The 18,124-nt window shown below is 72.3% G+C and carries 16 protein-coding genes; 3 read left to right on the top strand and 13 right to left on the bottom strand.

The window, feature by feature from the left end; translation table 11 throughout:
• Window positions 1-12: 12 nt before the first annotated feature.
• The 4 genes from AB0E05_RS12270 to AB0E05_RS12255 all read right to left on the bottom strand — a co-directional run bounded on the left by AB0E05_RS12270 (window position 13) and on the right by AB0E05_RS12255 (window position 3,464).
• Window positions 13-1,317, bottom strand: a complete 1,305-nt coding sequence (locus AB0E05_RS12270) for an extracellular solute-binding protein (protein WP_361962152.1) — start codon at window positions 1,315-1,317, stop codon at window positions 13-15.
• A 287-nt stretch (window positions 1,318-1,604) separates the two neighbouring features.
• Window positions 1,605-1,886: a DUF3039 domain-containing protein gene (locus AB0E05_RS12265; protein WP_361962150.1), complete on the bottom strand. Its 282-nt coding sequence runs from the start codon at window positions 1,884-1,886 to the stop codon at window positions 1,605-1,607.
• 52 nt (window positions 1,887-1,938) lie between these two features.
• Window positions 1,939-2,706, bottom strand: a complete 768-nt coding sequence (locus AB0E05_RS12260; RefSeq protein ID WP_361962149.1) for an ABC transporter permease — start codon at window positions 2,704-2,706, stop codon at window positions 1,939-1,941.
• Window positions 2,703-3,464: an ATP-binding cassette domain-containing protein gene (locus AB0E05_RS12255; RefSeq protein ID WP_361962147.1), complete on the bottom strand. Its 762-nt coding sequence runs from the start codon at window positions 3,462-3,464 to the stop codon at window positions 2,703-2,705. Before AB0E05_RS12255 ends, AB0E05_RS12260 begins: the two co-directional genes overlap by 4 nt.
• A gap of 113 nt (window positions 3,465-3,577) precedes the next feature.
• Here AB0E05_RS12255 and AB0E05_RS12250 point away from each other — a divergent pair, with 113 nt between their 5' ends.
• Together AB0E05_RS12250 and AB0E05_RS12245 are read left to right on the top strand one after the other, a co-directional pair.
• The gene (locus AB0E05_RS12250) at window positions 3,578-4,792 is read left to right on the top strand and encodes a histidine kinase (protein ID WP_361962144.1); all 1,215 of its coding nucleotides are present in this window, start codon (window positions 3,578-3,580) and stop codon (window positions 4,790-4,792) included.
• Window positions 4,789-5,475 (top strand): response regulator transcription factor, encoded by a 687-nt coding sequence (locus AB0E05_RS12245; RefSeq protein WP_361962142.1) that lies wholly within the window; start codon window positions 4,789-4,791, stop codon window positions 5,473-5,475. Before AB0E05_RS12250 ends, AB0E05_RS12245 begins: the two co-directional genes overlap by 4 nt.
• Here the strand turns inward: AB0E05_RS12245 and AB0E05_RS12240 are convergent.
• Window positions 5,448-6,008 (bottom strand): YqgE/AlgH family protein, encoded by a 561-nt coding sequence (locus tag AB0E05_RS12240; RefSeq protein WP_361962140.1) that lies wholly within the window; start codon window positions 6,006-6,008, stop codon window positions 5,448-5,450. The two genes, AB0E05_RS12245 and AB0E05_RS12240, sit on opposite strands and share 28 nt — an antisense overlap.
• Window positions 6,009-6,484: 476 nt before the next feature.
• Here AB0E05_RS12240 and murA point away from each other — a divergent pair, with 476 nt between their 5' ends.
• A complete protein-coding gene (gene murA / locus AB0E05_RS12235; RefSeq protein WP_361962138.1) occupies window positions 6,485-7,825 on the top strand; it encodes a UDP-N-acetylglucosamine 1-carboxyvinyltransferase in 1,341 nt (446 codons plus the stop codon).
• 137 nt (window positions 7,826-7,962) lie between these two features.
• On the opposite strand, the gene AB0E05_RS12230 is transcribed toward murA, so the two are convergent.
• From AB0E05_RS12230 to AB0E05_RS12195, 8 genes are all read right to left on the bottom strand, one after another.
• Entirely contained in the window at window positions 7,963-8,244 is a 282-nt protein-coding gene (locus tag AB0E05_RS12230; RefSeq protein WP_004571953.1) for an HU family DNA-binding protein, read from the bottom strand.
• Window positions 8,245-8,577: 333 nt separating this feature from the next.
• On the bottom strand, window positions 8,578-10,011 hold the full coding sequence (locus AB0E05_RS12225) for an NAD-dependent malic enzyme (RefSeq protein ID WP_361962136.1): 1,434 nt from the start codon (window positions 10,009-10,011) through the stop codon (window positions 8,578-8,580).
• 514 nt (window positions 10,012-10,525) lie between these two features.
• Window positions 10,526-12,976 carry a UvrD-helicase domain-containing protein gene (locus tag AB0E05_RS12220; RefSeq protein ID WP_361962515.1) on the bottom strand — a complete coding sequence of 817 codons (2,451 nt, stop codon included), beginning with the start codon at window positions 12,974-12,976 and terminating at the stop codon, window positions 10,526-10,528.
• Between the two features lie 104 nt (window positions 12,977-13,080).
• Complete coding sequence (locus tag AB0E05_RS12215) at window positions 13,081-13,914, bottom strand: zf-HC2 domain-containing protein (RefSeq protein ID WP_361962134.1); 834 nt, start codon at window positions 13,912-13,914, stop codon at window positions 13,081-13,083.
• Window positions 13,911-14,498 (bottom strand): sigma-70 family RNA polymerase sigma factor, encoded by a 588-nt coding sequence (locus AB0E05_RS12210; protein ID WP_361534955.1) that lies wholly within the window; start codon window positions 14,496-14,498, stop codon window positions 13,911-13,913. Before AB0E05_RS12210 ends, AB0E05_RS12215 begins: the two co-directional genes overlap by 4 nt.
• A 287-nt stretch (window positions 14,499-14,785) precedes the next feature.
• On the bottom strand, window positions 14,786-15,424 hold the full coding sequence (locus tag AB0E05_RS12205) for an ABATE domain-containing protein (RefSeq protein ID WP_361962131.1): 639 nt from the start codon (window positions 15,422-15,424) through the stop codon (window positions 14,786-14,788).
• Window positions 15,425-15,677: 253 nt separating this feature from the next.
• A complete protein-coding gene (locus AB0E05_RS12200; protein WP_361962129.1) occupies window positions 15,678-16,907 on the bottom strand; it encodes a serine hydrolase domain-containing protein in 1,230 nt (409 codons plus the stop codon).
• Window positions 16,908-17,019: 112 nt separating this feature from the next.
• Window positions 17,020-18,039 (bottom strand): LysR family transcriptional regulator, encoded by a 1,020-nt coding sequence (locus AB0E05_RS12195; RefSeq protein WP_361962127.1) that lies wholly within the window; start codon window positions 18,037-18,039, stop codon window positions 17,020-17,022.
• Between the last annotated feature and the right edge of the window lie 85 nt (window positions 18,040-18,124).

Raw genomic sequence — 18,124 nt, 5'->3', positions numbered from 1 at the left:
CGTCCCGTCCGGTCAGCCCGCGGCGGAGAAGGCCGCGTCCATCTTCTTGGCGGCCTCGTTCGATGCCGCGGCCACGTCCTTCTTGCCGCTGACGATCTCCTGGAACATCGTCGGCAGGACGGTGGAGGCGTCGATCTGGCCCCAGCCGGCGGAGGCGGGGACGAACTTGGCGCCGGCGGCGAGGGTGTCGACGAAGGGCTTCACGAAGGGCTCCTTCGCGGCGATCTCGGTGCGCACGTCGGTGAAGGTGGGCAGGAAGCCCATGGCCTCGAAGAGCTTGCGCTGGCTCTCCTTGCCGGTCAGCTCCTTCATCAGGTCGACCGCGAGGGTGCGGCGCTCGCTGCTCTTGAGGACGCCGACGTTGTTGCCGCCCGCGAAGGCGGGGGCGATGGAGCCGGCCTTGACGCCCGGCAGCGGGACGACGGCGTACTTGCCCTTCGCCTTGCCCGCCTCGACGGCCTGGTGGCTGAAGTCGCCGCCGATCGCCATGGCGGCGGTGCCGGAGGCGAAGGCGGTGACGGTGGCGTTGCCGCCCATGGAGGCGCACTTGGAGGCGGGACAGTTGTCGTCGCCGAAGAGGGAGGTGTAGGCGGTGATGCCCTTCTGGGCCTCGGGGCTGTTGATCGCGGACTTGTAGCTGTTGCCGTCCTGCTTGGCGAGTTCACCGCCGTTGGCCCAGATGAACGGCATGGCGCCGTAGGTGTACGTGCCGCCGACGGCGAGACCGTACAGCTCGGGCTTGGCCTTGCGGATCTGCTTGGCGGTGGAGATCAGCTCGTCCTGGGTGGTGGGCGGCTTGAGGTTCAGCTCCTTGAACACGTCGGTGCGGTAGTACAGCGCGCGCACGCCGACGAAGAGCGGGGATCCGTACACCTTGCCGTCGACGGTGACGGACTGCTTGGCCGTCGCGTCGGCGTCCTTGGCGTCCGCCCAGTCGCCGAACTCCTTGCTGACGTCGGCGAGGCCGCCGTCCTTCACGTAACCGGCGGTGTCGGTGTTGCCGTACTCGATCAGGTCGGGGGCGCTCTTCGGGTCGTTGAAGGCGGCCTTGATCTTCTGGGCGCGGGTGTCGACGGGGATGTACTCCACCTCGACCTTGGCGTCCTTGTTCCGCTTGGTGAAGGCGGCGATGGCCTCGTCCACCACCTTCTTCTTGGGCCCGTTGTTGACCTCCTGGAAGAGCCAGACCCGCAGCGTGCCGGACTTCTCGTCCTTGGAGGAGCTGTTGTCGGAGGTCTGGGGCGCGCACGCGGTGGCGGTGAGGCCGGCGAGGACGAGCGCGGAGACGGGAGCGGCTATGCGGGAGCGGAGCTTCATGGGCGGTCCCTCGGGATGAGTGCGAGGTATGCATTGCGACATATGCAACGCATGTTTCGTGCTGCACAACAGGAGGCGAACATAGAACGGCTCAAACCTGGGGACAAGTGGTCTCAACCACTCTGTGACCGGGCGGAGCATCCTGTGCAACGACCGCCGAACCCCCCGAAAAACCTCTGCAAACCCTGCACATCGCCACAGAAAACACAGAACGGCCCCTGGGGCGCGCCTACTCGCGCGCCCCAGGGGCCGTTCCGGACCCGCCGCCGGTACCCGGCAGCGCTGCCCTACTTCTTGTCCTTGCCGCCCTTGTCCCCGCCGGGACCCATGGAGTCGTAGATCTCCTTGCACATCGGACAGACCGGGTACTTCTTGGGGTCGCGCCCCGGCACCCAGACCTTTCCGCACAGCGCGACCACGGGAGTGCCGTCGAGGGCACTCGCCATGATCTTGTCCTTCTGAACGTAGTGGGCGAAGCGCTCGTGATCGCCGTCGCCGTGCGACACCTGCGGCGTCGGCTCTACGAGGGTTCCCGTCCCTGTCCCGCGATCGGGCTCAAGAGTGCTCATGAAATCCAAGGGTACCCGGGTGCCCGCGGCGCGCGGCCCCTGTGTGGCAGGCTCACGCGTCGCGCCGGCGCAGCACCACCAGACCGGCCGCCAGTGCCGCCGCGGTCCAGGCCAGGAAGACCGCCAGCCCGGTCAGCGGGCCGTAGCCGACCCGGTCGAAGGGGACGGTGGACATCAGCCGCGAGCCGGCCAGGTGCGGCAGGAAGCGGCCCGCCTCCGCGACCCCCGGCAGCGTCGCCAGCACGTCCCCGATCACGAAGAACAGCGGCACCAGGACGGCCAGCGAGGCGATCGTGCTGCGCAGCACCGCGGCGACCCCGGCCGACACCAGACACAGCAGGGTCAGATGGAGGGCGAAGCCGAACACCGCCCGGAGGGCGCCCCGGTCGCCCAGGGAGGCGTTCAGCTCACCGCCCATCGCGGTCTGAGCCGTGAAGAACGTGGCGAAGGCCGTGGGCAGGGCCACCGCGAGCGTGGCCGCGCCCAGGACGGCGACCTTCGCGGTCCAGTACGCCGTGCGGTCCGGCACGGCTATCAGGGAGGAGCGCGCCAGGCCCGTCGTGTGCTCCCCGGCGACGGCCATCACGCCCAGGCAGACCACGGCGAGCTGCCCCATGGAGACCCCGGCGAAGCCCGTGAGGACCGGGTCGAAGTCCTCGGTGCGGTAGTCCTCCGCGTTCGCCCGGATCATCGTCCCGTACAGGAGCCCGAAGGCGACGTTCACCACGAAGGCCGCCGCCAGCGTCCACCAGGTGGAGCGCAGGGTCCGCAGCTTGAACCACTCGGCGGCCAGCGCGGGGGCCAGCGCGCCCGCCCTCATCGCGCACCCCCGCCGACGCCGGTGCGCCTGCTCGCGCCCTCTTCGGGCGGACCTGCGGCGGTGAGGCGGATGAACGCCTCCTCCAGGGAGCCGCCCGGCGAGGCGTGCTCGGCCACGACCTCCTGCACCCCGCCCTCGGCCAGCAGCCGGCCGCGGCCGATGACCACCACCTGGTCCACGGTCAGGGCCGCCTCACCCATCAGGTGCGAGGAGACGAACACCGCCCGACCCTGCCCCGCCAGGTCGCGCATCAAGGTGCGGATCCACACGATGCCCTCCGGATCGAGCCCGTTCACCGGCTCGTCCAGCAGCAGATAGCGGGGGTCGCCGAGCAGCGCCGCCGCGATCCCCAGGCGCTGCCCCATGCCCAGGGAGTACGTCCCCACCCGGCGGCGCGCCGCGGCTCCGAGGCCGACCTGCTCGATCACCTCGTCCACGCGCGCATCCGATATCCGGTGCGTACGGGCGAGGAAGCGCAGGTGGGAACGGCCGGAGTGCCCCGGGTGCACGGCCCGGGCCTCCAGCAGCGCGCCCACCGTGCGCAGCGGGTGGCGCAGCCGGGCGTACGGCACGCCGTCGAAGAGGGCCGAGCCGCGGGTGGGCCGGTCCAGGCCGAGCATCATCCGCAGCGTGGTGGACTTTCCCGCGCCGTTGGGCCCGAGGAAGCCGGTGACGCGGCCCGGGCGCACGGTGAAGCTCAGGCCGTCCACGGCGGGCGTCCGGCCGCGGTGCTTGGTCAGGTCGTGGATGTCAATCACGTTTCCCACCGTGACGCACCGCGCCGGTGCCGCGCCTCCCCCGCCGGAGGGAAAGGTGCGTCTCCCTCTGGAGGGGGAGGCGCGGGCGCCGACGGCCCGTCTACCGTCGGAGGATGACCGCCCACGGACGACCGAAAGCGGCCCTGGTGGGGCGGGACGGGCTCGCGGTCGCCGCGTATCTCCTCCTCGTCTCGACCACCGGTGCCGCCGGCTCCACCGGCGCCGGCTCGTCCGCGCTCCCGGACGGGCTCGCGTCGCTGCTGGTGTTGGTGACGGTGGCTCCGCTGGTGGTGCGCCGGCTGTGGCCGCTGCCGGTCTTCGGCGGCGTGCTGGCCGCCACCTGCGTCGGCGTGCTGCTGGGCGCGGTGCACGATCCGTTCGTCCCCGCCGCCTTCGCGCTGTACACGGTCGCCGTGCAAGGGGCCCGCGAGCACTGGTGGCAGCGGTGGCTGCCCGCCCTCGCGGTCGGCGCGCTGTCCCTGTGCGCCCTGGTCGCCCCGCTGCGCGAGGGGCGCGGCGCTTGGTGGACGAGCGGCCCCGGCCTGCTCGTCCTCGGCTTCGGCGTGCTCCTCGGCGCGTGGGAGCTGGGCCGGGCGGCCAGCGAGCGGCGCGCGTTCGCGATCCGTACGGCCGAGCAGCTCGCGCAGCGCGCCGTCACAGAGGAGCGGCTGCGCATCGCCCGCGAGCTGCACGACGTGGTCACCCACTCCATAGGACTCATCGTCGTCAAGGCGGGCGTGGCCAACCACGTCGTGCGCACCCGCCCCGACGCGGCGAACGACGCCCTGCGGGTCATCGAGGGCACCGGCCGGGACGCCCTGACGGAGCTGCGGCGCATGCTGGGGGTGCTGCGCGCCTCGGACACCGGCGAGCGCGTCCCCGCGCAGCTCGCCCCCGCGCCCACGGTGGCCGAGCTGCCGGAGCTGGCTGCCCGCGCCGGCGCCGAGCTGACCGTGGGTGACCTCGAAGGTCTGCCCGAAGGGGTCGGCCTCGCCGTCTACCGGATCGTGCAGGAGTCCCTGACGAACGTCCTGCGCCACGCCGGCCCGGGCACCCCGTGCCGGGTCGCGGTCGATTCCGACGGCACCGCGGTGCGGCTGGTCGTGGCCGACGACGGCCCGCCCGGCGGCCCCGCGCCCGACGGCCACGGCATCGTGGGCATGCGCGAGCGCGTCGCGCTGTACGGCGGCGTCTTCGCGGCCGGCCCGCGCGCACCCCGCGGCTTCGAGGTCCGGGCGACGATTCCGTACGAGCGCGTCCACCGCCCCGGGGGCGAGCCGGCGCCCGAGCCCGAAGCGGCCCGGGCGCACGTCGAGGTGGGCCCGTGATCCGGGTGCTCGTCGCCGATGACCAGGCGCTGCTCCGCGGCAGCCTGCGGCTGCTGGTGGAGGCCGAGCCGGGCCTCTCCCCCGTCGGGGAGGCCGCGGACGGCGACGAGGCCGTACGGCTGGCCCGGCTCACCCGCCCCGACGTGGTCCTCATGGACGTCCGGATGCCCGGCACCGACGGCATCGAGGCCGCCCGCCGCATCAGCGCCTCCCCCGAGACGGCCGCCACCCGTGTGCTGATGCTCACCATGTTCGACCTCGACGAGTACGTGTACGGCGCGCTGCGCGCGGGCGCCAGCGGCTTCCTCCTCAAGGACGCCCCGCCCGCCGAGCTGCTCTCCGCGGTGCGCGTCGTCGCGGCCGGCGACGCGCTGATCGCGCCCGGCGTGACGCGCCGCCTGATCTCCGAGTTCGCGCTGCGCCCGCCGCAGGGCCGCCCGGACGCCACCGCGCTGGACGCGGTCACCGGGCGGGAGCGCGAGGTGTTGGAGCTGGTGGCCCGCGGCCTGAGCAACACCGAGATCGCCCGCCGGCTGTACGTGGGCCTGTCCACGGTGAAGACCCACGTCAGCCATCTGTTGGGGAAGTTCGACGCGCGGGACCGGGCCCAGCTGGTGATCGCGGCGTACGAGACCGGCCTGGTGGTCCCCGGGCGTCAGTTGAGGGAGGGGTCTTCCGGATAGGTCGCGAACATCGCCAACTCACTGCGCTGGCGCCGCAGGACGGCCCGCCACAGCTGATCGGGCCGCGGTGACGACACGTCGCCCGGCTCGGAGTCCACGACGTACCAGGCGCCGTCGTCCAGTTCGGCCTCCAGCTGACCCGGGCCCCAGCCCGCGTACCCCGCGAAGATCCGCAGCGAGCTGAGGGCCGCGCCGACCAGTTCGGGCGGCGCCTCCAGATCGACCAGGCCGATCGCGCGGTGCACGCGCCGCCAGCCGATGGGGCCTTCGTCCCCCGGGATGACGGCGACGCCGAGCGCCGAGTCGAGCGAGACGGGTCCGCCCTGGAAGACGACGCCCGGCTCGCCCGCGAGCGCGGCCCATGACTCCAGGATGTCGCCGACGCCCACGGGCGTGGGGCGGTTGAGGACCACGCCGAGGGAGCCCTCGTCGTCGTGGTCGAGGACAAGGACGACGGTGCGGTCGAAGTTCGGATCCGCGAGTGCCGGTGTGGCGACGAGCAGTCGCCCGGTGAGCGAGGACACCTCGGTCATGCGCTACATGATCCCGCATCGGGCCCGGTTGCGGGTCCGATGCGGCGAAACCCAGCGCGCCCCGGGGTGCTCCACCGCGTGCCCTGCCCCGGCGCCCCCGACAACCGCGCCGTTCCCCTGCGGGGTGGCATTTGTCTCTGTGGCCCGGTGGTGGGTTGTCCGCGCAGTCCACCCCCTCTGCCCGGAGGGCATGGGGGACCCCAGCACCCCTGACCACCCCGCCGTAACCCTGCGGGAGCATTGGTCTCCGCGGGCCGCCTGTGGCCGCAGACGCTGGACCAGAGCGCGCCGCACGGCGAGAGCGCGGACCGTACGCGCACCCCGCGGGGGGTCACGCTGCGGCGTTGCGCGGGGACGCAGCGTGCTGTACCGAAATCATTACGTACCGGGACCCTCCTCGGCCTTACGGGGCACCGCCCCCCGCCCCTTACCCTTTTCTCTGTCCCACTGCCCGACCACTCCGGAACGCGAGATCCATGACCGGCACAGACGATGTACTGCTTGTCCACGGCGGCACCCCGCTGGAGGGCGAGATCCGCGTCCGCGGCGCCAAGAACCTGGTGCCGAAGGCAATGGTCGCCGCTCTCCTGGGCAGTGAACCGAGCAGACTGCGCAACGTGCCGGACATCCGTGACGTCCGGGTGGTGCGCGGGCTGCTCCAGCTGCACGGGGTGACGGTCCGGCCCGGTGAGGAGCCGGGCGAGCTGGTGCTCGACCCGACGCACGTGGAGTCCGCGAACGTCGCCGACATCGACGCGCACGCGGGCTCCTCCCGCATCCCGATCCTCTTCTGCGGCCCGCTGCTGCACCGCCTGGGCCACGCGTTCATCCCCGGCCTCGGCGGCTGCGACATCGGCGGCCGGCCGATCGACTTCCACTTCGACGTGCTGCGGCAGTTCGGCGCGAAGATCGAGAAGCGGGACGACGGGCAGTACCTGGAGGCCCCGCAGCGGCTGCGCGGCACGAAGATCCGGCTGCCGTACCCCTCCGTCGGCTCCACCGAGCAGGTGCTGCTGACCGCCGTCCTCGCCGAGGGCGTCACGGAGTTGTCGAACGCGGCGGTCGAGCCGGAGATCGAGGACCTGATCTGCGTCCTGCAGAAGATGGGCGCCATCATCTCGATGGACACCGACCGCACCATCCGCATCACGGGCGTCGACCGCCTCGGCGGTTACACCCACCGGGCGCTGCCGGACCGGCTGGAGGCCGCCTCGTGGGCGTCCGCGGCGCTCGCCACCGAGGGCAACATCTACGTCCGCGGCGCCCAGCAGCGCTCGATGATGACGTTCCTGAACACCTACCGCAAGGTGGGCGGCGCCTTCGAGATCGACGACGAGGGCATCCGCTTCTGGCACCCGGGCGGCTCGTTGAGCGCGATCGCCCTGGAGACGGACGTGCACCCCGGTTTCCAGACCGACTGGCAGCAGCCGCTGGTGGTGGCCCTCACGCAGGCCTCCGGGCTCTCCATCGTCCACGAGACGGTGTACGAGTCGCGGCTGGGCTTCACCTCCGCGCTGAACCAGATGGGCGCGCACATCCAGCTGTACCGGGAGTGCCTGGGCGGCTCGGACTGCCGGTTCGGCCAGCGCAACTTCCTGCACTCTGCGGTCGTGTCGGGCCCCACCAAGCTCCAGGGCGCCGACCTGGTCATCCCGGACCTGCGGGGCGGCTTCTCGTACCTGATCGCCGCGCTGGCGGCGCAGGGCACGTCCCGGGTGCACGGCATCGACCTGATCAACCGCGGCTACGAGAACTTCATGCAGAAGCTGGGCGACCTCGGCGCGAAGGTCGAGCTGCCGTCCGGCCCGCTCGGCTGAGAGCCTGACGGTCGCAGCAACGCCCAAGGGCGGTCACCACCTGGTGGTGACCGCCCTTGCGTTTGTCCGTTCGTCCTGGCTCCCGCGTCCCGCACTCGGCCCGTCGCCGGGCACCGCGGGTCGAGGGACCCGGGGACTTACTTGCCCTTGGCCGCTTCCTTCAGCTTCGAGCCGGCCGAGACCTTCACGCTGTAGCCCGCGGGGATCTGGATCGGGTCGCCCGTCTGCGGGTTGCGCGCGGTGCGAGCGGCACGGTGGGTGCGCTCGAAGGTCAGGAAGCCGGGGATGGTGACCTTCTCGTCGCCCTTGGCGACGACCTCGCCGACGGTCTCGGCAAGGGCGGCCAGCACGGCGTCGGCGTCCTTGCGGGTCACCTCGGCGCGGTCGGCCAGCGCGGCCACCAGCTCACTGCGGTTCATGTTCTTACTCCCGTGTTTCTTCTTGCCTGTGAGGCGTGAGTCGAAGCCGATGCTGCCAGGGCCCTCTGACACTCCCCCGAACCGGGGGTCCGTCAGTGAACCCCGCCCTGTCTGGTGAAACTCCCCAGGGACGCAGGTCCTCGGAGCAGCATCCTGCCTCCACCGACGGCGCGAACGCCAATCCGGCACCCTCCTGGGTCACACGAAAAGCGCCACTGCCTCGCGGTGGTGACGTTCCGTCGACACGGCGGGGACTCACCGGAGCCGCCCGGTCCGTGGTCCGGCCACCCTAGATCGGCGGCAGCGGCCCGGGACCGCGCGACGCGCCGGAGGTCAGGCGGACGTGGAACCCGTCACATCCGCGCCGGCCGCCTTCGCCGCGTTGCGCACGGCACCGGCGACGGCCCCGGCGACCTTGTCGTTGAAGACGGACGGAATGATGTAGTTCGGGTTGAGTTCGTCCTCGGTCACCACGTCGGCGAGGGCCGCGGCGGCGGCCAGCATCATCTCGGTGTTGACCGTGCGGGACTGGGCGTCCAGCAGACCGCGGAAGACGCCCGGGAAGACCAGCACGTTGTTGATCTGGTTCGGGAAGTCGGAGCGGCCGGTGGCGACCACGGCGGCGGTCTGCCGGGCCACGGCCGGGTCGACCTCGGGGTCCGGGTTGGCGAGCGCGAACACGATCGCGTCCTCGGCCATCGCGGAGACGTCCTCGGCGCCGAGGACGTTGGGGGCGGAGACGCCGATGAAGACGTCCGCGCCGACGACGGCCTCCTTGAGCGTGCCGGTGACGCCCTCGGGGTTGGTGTTGTCCGCGATCCAGCGCAGGGCGGAGCCGGGCGCCGCGTCGACGAGGTCCTCGCGGCCCGCGTGCACCACGCCGTGGATGTCGGCCACGACGGCGTGCTTCACGCCCGCCGCGATCAGCAGCTTCAGGATGGCCGTACCGGCGGCGCCGGCGCCCGACATGACGACCCGTACGTCCGAGACGGCCTTGCCGACCACCCGCAGCGCGTTGGTGAGCGCGGCGAGGACGACGATCGCGGTGCCGTGCTGGTCGTCGTGGAAGACCGGGATGTCCAGGGCCTCGCGCAGCCGGGCCTCGATCTCGAAGCAGCGGGGTGCGGAGATGTCCTCCAGGTTGATCCCCGCGAAGCCGGGGGCGATCGCCTTGACGATCGCGACGATCTCGTCGGTGTCCTGGGTGTCCAGGCACAGCGGCCAGGCGTCGATGCCGGCGAAGCGCTTGAAGAGGGCCGCCTTGCCCTCCATGACCGGCAGCGCGGCCTTGGGGCCGATGTTGCCGAGGCCGAGCACGGCGGAGCCGTCGGTGACCACGGCGACGGAGTTGCGCTTGATGGTGAGGCGGCGGGCGTCCTCGGGGTTCTCGGCGATCGCCATGCAGACCCGGGCCACGCCCGGGGTGTAGACCATCGAGAGGTCGTCACGGTTGCGGATCGGGTGCTTGGACTGCATCTCGATCTTGCCGCCGAGGTGCATCAGGAAGGTCCGGTCGGAGACCTTCCCGAGGACGACGCCCTCGATGGAGCGCAGCCCCTCGACGATCTCGTCCGCGTGTGCGGTGGAGGAGGCTGCGATGGTGACGTCGATCCGCAGCTTCTCGTGACCGGAGGCGGTCACGTCGAGGCCGGTCACGGACCCGCCGGAGGATTCCACGGCCGTGGTGAGCTGGGAGACCGCGGTTCCGCTCGCGGGCACCTCCAGCCGGACCGTCATCGAGTACGAGACGCTTGGCGCCGTTGCCATGGCCGGATTCCTCAACTTTCCTAGCTTTTCCTGGGACCGCACCGCCGCCGCGGCCCTCTTGCGCAAAAGGCCCCGGCAGCGCTATCCGATGGTCGCACCTACCAGCGAGTAGCTGGTAATAGTGGTCGTTTTGTTTTCGAAAACCAACTTCCACCATACGAGACAGGCGTCCCGTGGTGGAAGCGCAACCATCCGACGCACCCGAAAACGCCACCAGGTCCGCGCCCATTCCTGGGGCGCGGACCTGGTGGTACGTGCGGTAAGTGGCACCGACCCGCCATGCTCGCCTCGCGGCAAGTGGTCGCTCGAAGCGACGAAGGTTGGGCCCGGGGGCTTGGATCGAGCCGGTGCCACACCCAGGCTAACAAACCACCCCGGTAAGTGATTCCCCCCTCACAGGTTGACACCCCATCAGCCCAGCCCGTGTTGCGCGGGCCTCCGGAAGGGTGCTCCCGGAGGCGTTCGAGCAGACCGTACGAGCAGGGCGTACGGGCAGGGCACACGGCCCGTGGCCTCAGGGCCGCAGCAGCTCCGGAACCGCGGCGGCGTCCGCATCGTCCCGGTTCCCCGACACCACCGTCAGCTCCTGCGTGGCCCGGGTCAGCGCCACGTACAGCACCCGCAGGCCGACCGCCGTTCCGTCGGCGATCTCCGCCGGGGCCACCACGATCGTCGCGTCGTACTCCAGCCCCTTCGCCTCCAGGGAGCCCAGCGGCACCACGCGGTCCCCGAGGCCGTCGAGCCAGCGGGCCGCCTCCGCGCGCCGGTGCATGGCCACGACCACGCCCACCGTGCCGTCCACCCGCGCCAGCAGCCGCTCGGCCTCCGCCCGTACGAGCGCGCCCAGCGCAGCGTCGCCACCGCCCCGGCCCGCACCCTTGTCGGGCACGGCCGCGAAGCGCGGCACGACGCCCGTGGACCGCACCGCCGACGGCGCCTCGGCCCCCGGCATCGCCCGCGCCAGCACCCGCGCGGCCAACTCGGCGATCTCCGCGGGGTTGCGGTAGTTCACCGTCAGCTCGAAGCGCCGCCGCGGCCGGGTGCCGAGCGCTTCGTCCCGCGCCTGCGCCGCGTCCTCCGGCTCCGGCCACGAGGACTGCGCCGGGTCCCCGACCACCGTCCAGGTGGCGTGCCGCCCCCGCCGGCCGACCATGCGCCACTGCATGGGGGTGAGGTCCTGCGCCTCGTCGACGATGACGTGCGCGTACTCCGTGCGCTCCGCCGCCAGGCGCTCGGCCCGCTCCCGCTGGGTCTCCTCGCGCTGGGGCATCAGCTCCTCCAGGCCGCTGAGCTGGTCCAGCGGGTCGTACTCCCGCTTCTTCTTCGGGCGGGCCGGGGTGCCGAGGAGGGTGTTCAGCTCGTCGAGCAGGGCCACGTCGTGCACCGACAGCGGCCCGGTGCCGTCCGTGCCGGCCCGCTTGAGCGAGCGCGCCAGCCGTCGGACCTCGCCCGGAGTCAGCACCCGGCGCGCCCAGCGGCCGAGCCGGCGTTCGTCGGCCATCGCGGCCAGCACCCGACGCGGCGTCAACTCGGGCCACCAGGCGTCCAGGAAGGCGGTGAACGAGTCCTCGCCGGTGACGTCCTCGTCGAAGGAGGACCGCAGTTCGGCGGCGAGTTCCGGGTCCGCGTGCCGGCCGACCGCGCCGGACTGCGCGTACAGCGCGTCCAACAGCAGTCGACGGGCCCGGGGGCGCAGCAGGTTCACGGGCGCGGTGCCGCTGAGCACGGTCTGGCGGATCCGCTTCAGCTCGCCCGACGCCAGCTCCAGCCGGCGCCCGAAGGCGACCACCCGCAGCAGGTCGGTCCGTACGGCACGGGCCGGCGGCTCCTCGTCGGCCGCGTCCCCGAAGTCCCCGAAGTCCCCGAACGAGAGCTGCCCGTCGTCCTCGACCGGTGCGGCGGGCGCGGCAGGTGCCACCTCCAGCGCCCCGCGCGCCGCCCTCCGCAGCACCTGAAGCATCCGCGAGGACCCCTTCACGCGGGCCACGGCGGGGTCGTCGTACGCGGTCGCCTCCGCTCCGTCGACCAGGCTCCCGACCGCGCGGATCGCCACCTGCCCCTCCTCGCCCAGCGACGGCAGCACGCCCTCCGTGTACGCCACCAGCAGCGGGGTCGGCGAGACGATCAGGATCCCGCCCGCGTACCGCCGGCGGTCCTGGTAGAGGAGGTACGCGGCGCGGTGCAGCGCCACCGCCGTCTTGCCCGTGCCGGGCCCGCCCTCCACGTACGTGATCGACGCGGCGGGCGCCCGGATGACCAGGTCCTGCTCGGCCTGGATGGAGGAGACGATGTCCCGCATCGAGTGGCTGCGGGCCCGCCCCAGCGCCGCCATCAGCGCGCCGTCGCCGATCACCGCGAGCTCCTGCCCGTCCAGGCTGGCGGTCAGCTCGGGGCGCATCAGGTCGTCCTCGACGCCGAGGACCTGGCGCCCCTTGGAACGGATGACGCGTCGGCGCACCACACGGCCGGGGTCGACGGGGGTGGAGCGGTAGAAGGGCGCGGCGGCGGGCGCGCGCCAGTCGATCACCAGCGGCGCGTAGTCCGCGTCCAGCACGCCCATCCGGCCGATGTGCAGGGTCTCGCCGACGTCCGCGGTGCCGTCGGGGCGCACGGCGTCGTCCGCGGGTTCCACTGAGGTGTACGCGCCGTCCGGGCCGCGCTTGCCGTCCTTGCCGTGCAGGAGGTCGATGCGGCCGAAGAGGAAGTCCTCGTACTCGTTGTGCAGCCGGTTGAGGTGGACGCCGGCGCGGAAGACCTGGGCGTCCCGCTCGGCCAGCGCGCCGGGGGTGCCCACCTGGCTGAGCTTGGCCGCGTCGTTCATCAGGAACTCGGCGTCGTGGATCTTCTCCTCAAGACGCCGGTACACCCGGTCGAGGTGTACTTGTTCGACGGCGATCTCGCGGTCGCGGAGCGAGTCCCCGCCCGCGTCGGCCGCCGCGTCGGCCGGGTCGCCGGCCGTGTCCACAGCGGCATTGTGCTTGGCCACCGAGGCCCCCTTCTGACGTGCACTGGGCAGCGGTCAACCGTACGCGAAGGGGACGCGTCTGTCAGGCGGCGGTCACGGGCCGGTCACGCGTCGATTTCCACCAGTTTCTGATTGTCGACGGTCCGCACCTCGAACCGGTCGATCTCCGAGCGCTCCATCGCGGCGCCGCCGTGGACGTACAGCGGGTTCCTCGACGTCTCGGTGGGGCCGTCCTCGATGCCGTATCCCCACTTCGGGACGGCCCACGAGGTGACGACCTCTTCGGCGCCGGACTTGGCCACGGCGATGAGGCGGCACTTGAGGGGGCCCTTGACGCCCTTGAGTTCGAGGACGGCGTGAGTGCCCCAGCCCTTCTTCTCGATGCCCACGGTGGCGGACACCCGGGTCGCGGTGTCGGTGGCCGTGACCTTCTCCTCCATGTGGTGGAAGAAGGAGTCCTCGGCGGGGGAGGTGGGATGGGGCTCGGCGCGGCCGTGCTGCTCGCCGCCGTCGCCGATGACGGCGTACGTCACGAAGGGGGCGAGGAGGATCAGGGCGGCTGCCACGGCGATCAGGTACATGCTGCGGCGGTGCCGGGCCGCGCGCTTGGCGGCGACCTCGCCCAACAGGCCGTCCAGCACCCGGTGGGCCGGCGGTGCGGACAGCGCCGCCACGGGTGGCAGCGCCAGCACGTCCTGCCAGCCGGAACTCGGCGGCGCGGGCGGCGGGACGCGGATGGGAGCGCCGGGCGGCGGGGCCGCCTGCGCCAGTGCGGCGAGCATCGGCTCCACGCCGGCGAACTCGTCGAGGTGGGTGGCGCAGACGTCGCACCCGGCGAGGTGTGCCTCGAACTCCGTGGCGTCCGCGTCTTCCAGAACTCCGAGGACGTACGCACCAACTGCGTCGTGCACGGATTCCGGTTCCCCCCGCGTGGTCATGCCGAGACCCCCCTCTCCTCCAACGCGAGCTTCATGGACCGTAATGCGTAGAAAACCCGGGACCGCACCGTACCGCTCGGTATGCCGAGCGTTTCCGCCGCCTCATTGACCGTACGCCCCTTGAAGTACGTTTCAAGAAGTACTTCCCGGTGCGCCGGAGTCAAATCGTCCAACGCGTCCGAGAGCGTCATCAGCCACAACGCCTTGTCTATCTCGTCCTCCGCGGGCATGACCTCCAGCGGCGACGGATCGACCTCCTGCGGCCGGGCCTGCCGGCTGCGGTGGCCGTCGATGACGATGCGCCGGGCGACCGTCACCAGCCAGGGTCTGACAGAGCCGGTCGCCTGGTTTAGCCGACCGGCGTTCTTCCAGGCACGGATGAGCGTCTCCTGCACCACGTCCTCGGCGCGCTGGCGGTCGCCGGCGACGAGGCGCAGCACGTAGGCGAGCAGAGGACCTGCGTGTTCGCGGTACAGAGCACGCATCAACTCCTCATCGGGCACCGAGGCGTCGAAGCGCGATCTGTCGCTGCGATGGCGTGCCCTCTGCGGACGGTCATCGGCCACGGCGGCATCTTTGCGCACCTGAACCTCCCGGTCGAGACCCCTGAGTTGACGGGCCGTACTTCGTCGTCCCTTACGGACGGAACCCGCGGGCCATTCAACGGGAGCGATATTTCTTCACATCCCTTTCGCCGAATTCGGGCGATACACAGGCGATTCGGCCCGGAATTCGGGGTGCGGCGGGGCGATTTCAGGGCCGGGTTCAGGCTGAGTTACACCCCGGGTTACAGCCCGGATTGCGTCCCGGGGGTACGGCTCGGGTTAGGGGACGGCTCACCGGACGGTCTCGGAACGGCTTGCGGTCCGGATTATGAGACGGTCCGCAGCTCCGCGGCGCGCCGGCGGTGGCGGGCCACGCGCTCGCGGTTCCCGCACACCTCGCTGGAGCACCAGCGCCGCCGACGGCCGCGCGAGGTGTCCACGTACACCCGGTGGCAGCTCTCGCCCTCGCACTGCCGTAGGGCGGCGCGGGCGGCGGGGTCGGTGAGCAGCTCCACCGCGTCGCGCGCGACGGCCGCGAGCAGTTCGCCGCACTCGGGGTCGGCGGCGAGGGCCCGCACCAGCTCGCCGCCGGGGCCGCGGACGGCCCGTACGGCGGGGGGCGCGCCGGCGGCGAGCGCGTTGATCCGCTCCAGCGCGGGTTCGGCGGACCGCCCCTCGATCTCGGCGCGCACCACCTGCGCGAGGTGGCCGCGCAGCTCGGCGAAGCGTTCGACCCAGCGGGGGCCGCAGGCGGGCAGGGGGGTGTCGGCGGGTACGAGGCGGGCGCCGACGAGCCAGCGGCCGAGGCGGCCCTCGCCGGCGAGGGGTTCCTGCGCGTCATCGTCGGCGTCGGGAGGTTCCGCTTCGGCCGTGGCGAGCAGGTCGAGGCAGACCCGTCCGGCGTCGAACCGCCAGCGGTCGCTCCTGTGCGCCGTGTGCACTGCGTGCGCCGCGCTCGTTGCCATGCGCCGTCACCACCCGGTCTCACCGCGGAAGCCCCGCCCTCCAGAGTGCCAATGCGCTGCCGCTCCGAAAACCCCCCGACCCCGCGCATCGCGTCCCGAGCGCCCCCCGGCCCCTCCGCCGCGGCCCTGCGGGCGCGCTGACCCCTGCGGGTGGTGCGTGGTTGCTCGCGCAGAGAGCAACCTGCCCGCAGGGAAGCGGCGCGGTCGTCAGCGGCCCGGGCAGCTCCCAGCGCAGGCGCGGCTTCAGGCCGCGTCAGTCACGGAGGACCGACGGGGCGACGTCCTCGAAGCGTTCGGCCGGAGCGGCAGAGCGCACCGCAGCGCCTGCCGGCTTGCCGCAGAACGTCGCCTCCAACGTCCGCGGCAGCACGTTCAGCACCGTCCCGTTGTTCGACGTGTTCGCCACCGACGTCACCGCCCGCCCGCCCCCCTTCGCCGCGAACGCGAACGTGTAGTACCCCTGCACCGTCCCCGTGTGTCCGTACACCGACACCCCGCACGACAGGTCGCGCCGCCGCAGCCCCAGCCCGTACCCCTGCGTCGAGTTCACCGGCACCCACTGCTGCATCTGCGCCAGCTGCGCCGCGGAGGTGAGCCGTCCGCCCATCAGCGCGGAGAGGAAGGTGTTCAGGTCCCGGGTGCTGGAGATGACCGCGCCGGCGCTCTGTGCCCAGGACGCCGTCTGGTACGAGGAGTCCACCAGCGGCGCGCCCGCCTCGTCGGGCCTGAGGTAGCCCTTGGTGTGGCGGCCGGCGATCGCGGTGCTGGGGTGGACGTACGAGGTGTCGTCCAGGTCCAGCGGGGCGATGATCCGCTCGCGGTACTCCGTCGCGACGCCGCGCCCGGTGATCTTCTCGATCAGCATGCCGGCGACGACGAAGTTGGTGTTGGAGTACGCGTACGACGTGCCGGGCGTCACCGTCAGCGGCTTCGCCAGGGAGAGGTCCAGCAGCTCCCGGTAGCTGAAGACCCGGTTGCGGACCGACTCGAAGCCGGGGACGGTGCGGGCGAACATGTCGTTGGTGTAGTCGTACAGCCCGCTGCGGTGGCTCAGCAGGTGGCGGACGGTGATCCGCCGGTCGACAAGCCCGGGCAGATAGCCGTTCACCGGCGCGTCGAGGTCGAGCTTGCCCTCGTCGACGAGCTGGAGCAGCACGACCGCGGTGAAGGTCTTGCTGACGCTGCCGATGCGGAAGCGGTCCTTCGTGCTGATGGCCCGCCCCGTCGCGCGGTCCGCGACGCCCTCGGTCAGCTTGTGGACGGTGCCGTTGTCGTCGATCCGGGACATGGCGCCGGGCGCGCCGTTGGCCAGCGCCGCCTTCAGGGCCGTGCGCAGCCCTTCGAGGTCGGGCGCGGGCGTCGCGGCGGCCCGGGGCTTCACAGCAGGAGCCGGCGCCGCCGTCGCGGAGTGCGCCGGCACCGTCAGCAGCGACAGCAGGACCGCCCCGAGAGCCGTGCCCGTGCCCGCCTTGCCTGAGATCATCTGATCGTTCTCCCGATCGTGTCGTGGCGACAGGTCTGATGTCCTGTCACCACCTATAGACGGCCAGGGCGCCGGCGGGTTGCGGCACCGAGCGACGAACTCCCGTACGACGTCACCGAAATGGCCGAATGTCGGCCGCGCCCCGTACCGTCGCGTCCCGCACCGCCACGCCCGGCTCCATCGCCCGCAGGTCCTCCTCCGGCAGCCACCACGCGGCGTCGGGACGTTCCAGCCATCCCTCGGCCGCGCCCAGTCGGCGGGCCGCGGCGAGCAGCGCGTCCGCCGCGGGGTGGCGCAGCCCACGGCGTCGTACGAGGGAGACGGGCGACAGCGGCACCGGGGCCACCAGGGGGCGCACCACCATGTCCGGCACCGCGATGAACTCGGTGCTCGCCAGGACGGACCAGCCCCGGCGCCGCACCACCCGGACGAACTCGTCGGGTCCCGCTATCTCGGGGAAGGGTTCTGCCATGGCGATGGAGAACTCCGCGAACAGCCGGGCCGCCAGCGCCGTCCACTCCGCGGTCGCCGGATTGCCGGCGCCCGCGTACAGGGTCTCCCCCGCGAGTTCGGCCACCGGCACCTGCGGGAGGCCGGCCAGTCGGTGCTCCGCCGACAGCAGCACCGCCATCCGCTCGTACCGCACCGGCACGTGGTCGAGCCCGGCGCGCACCGCCGCGTCCAGACCCGCCACCCGTCCGAAGGCGACGTCCACCCGCCCGGCGAGGACCTCCGCCGCGGCCCCGGTCAGCCCGCTGTGGAAGCGGGCCACCAGCTCCAGCTCGGGCGCGCTCCGCCGGGCCTCGTCCAGCACCCGCTGGGCGGTGCTCGCCCGGGAGCCGACGTCCACCACCAGCGGACGCCGCTCGGCCCGGAACGCGATCCGCAGCTCGTCGTGGGCGGCGAGCACAGCACGGGCGTACGGCAGCAGCCGCTCCCCCTCGACCGTGAGCACCACCGACCGGGTGGTGCGGCCGAAGAGTTCCGCGCCGACCTCGCGCTCCAGCCGTCGCACGTCCCGACTGAGGGCCTGCTGGGCGACGTGGAGGCGGGCGGCGGCCCGGGTGAAGTGGAGTTCCTCGGCGACCGCGACGAAGCCGCGGAGCAGCCGGGGATCGATGTCATGGGGCACGACCGGACCGTACTACTGACAACCCAGGTGCGTGAATGGTGGTCCAACAAGTGTTGGACCACGGCTCTGACCTGCACAGATGCTG

The organism is Streptomyces sp. NPDC048057 (assembly GCF_040653095.1).
Taxonomy (GTDB): Bacteria; Actinomycetota; Actinomycetes; order Streptomycetales; family Streptomycetaceae; genus Streptomyces.
The sequence above is the reverse complement of the archived record's forward strand: the minus strand, read 5'-3'. Positions and strand labels throughout refer to the sequence as shown.

What these genes read in the sequence shown, in the direction of transcription:
- AB0E05_RS12270 (WP_361962152.1), bottom strand. Translation starts at nt 1,317, where the DNA reads ATGAAGCTCCGCTCCCGCATAGCCGCTCCCGTCTCCGCGCTCGTCCTC.
- AB0E05_RS12230 (WP_004571953.1), bottom strand. Translation starts at nt 8,244, where the DNA reads ATGAACCGCAGTGAGCTGGTGGCCGCGCTGGCCGACCGCGCCGAGGTG.
- AB0E05_RS12205 (WP_361962131.1), bottom strand. Translation starts at nt 15,424, where the DNA reads ATGGCAACGAGCGCGGCGCACGCAGTGCACACGGCGCACAGGAGCGAC.
- AB0E05_RS12240 (WP_361962140.1), bottom strand. Translation starts at nt 6,008, where the DNA reads ATGACCGAGGTGTCCTCGCTCACCGGGCGACTGCTCGTCGCCACACCG.
- AB0E05_RS12265 (WP_361962150.1), bottom strand. Translation starts at nt 1,886, where the DNA reads ATGAGCACTCTTGAGCCCGATCGCGGGACAGGGACGGGAACCCTCGTA.
- AB0E05_RS12200 (WP_361962129.1), bottom strand. Translation starts at nt 16,907, where the DNA reads ATGATCTCAGGCAAGGCGGGCACGGGCACGGCTCTCGGGGCGGTCCTG.
- AB0E05_RS12250 (WP_361962144.1), top strand. Translation starts at nt 3,578, where the DNA reads ATGACCGCCCACGGACGACCGAAAGCGGCCCTGGTGGGGCGGGACGGG.
- AB0E05_RS12225 (WP_361962136.1), bottom strand. Translation starts at nt 10,011, where the DNA reads ATGGCAACGGCGCCAAGCGTCTCGTACTCGATGACGGTCCGGCTGGAG.
- AB0E05_RS12260 (WP_361962149.1), bottom strand. Translation starts at nt 2,706, where the DNA reads ATGAGGGCGGGCGCGCTGGCCCCCGCGCTGGCCGCCGAGTGGTTCAAG.
- murA (WP_361962138.1), top strand. Translation starts at nt 6,485, where the DNA reads ATGACCGGCACAGACGATGTACTGCTTGTCCACGGCGGCACCCCGCTG.
- AB0E05_RS12215 (WP_361962134.1), bottom strand. Translation starts at nt 13,914, where the DNA reads ATGACCACGCGGGGGGAACCGGAATCCGTGCACGACGCAGTTGGTGCG.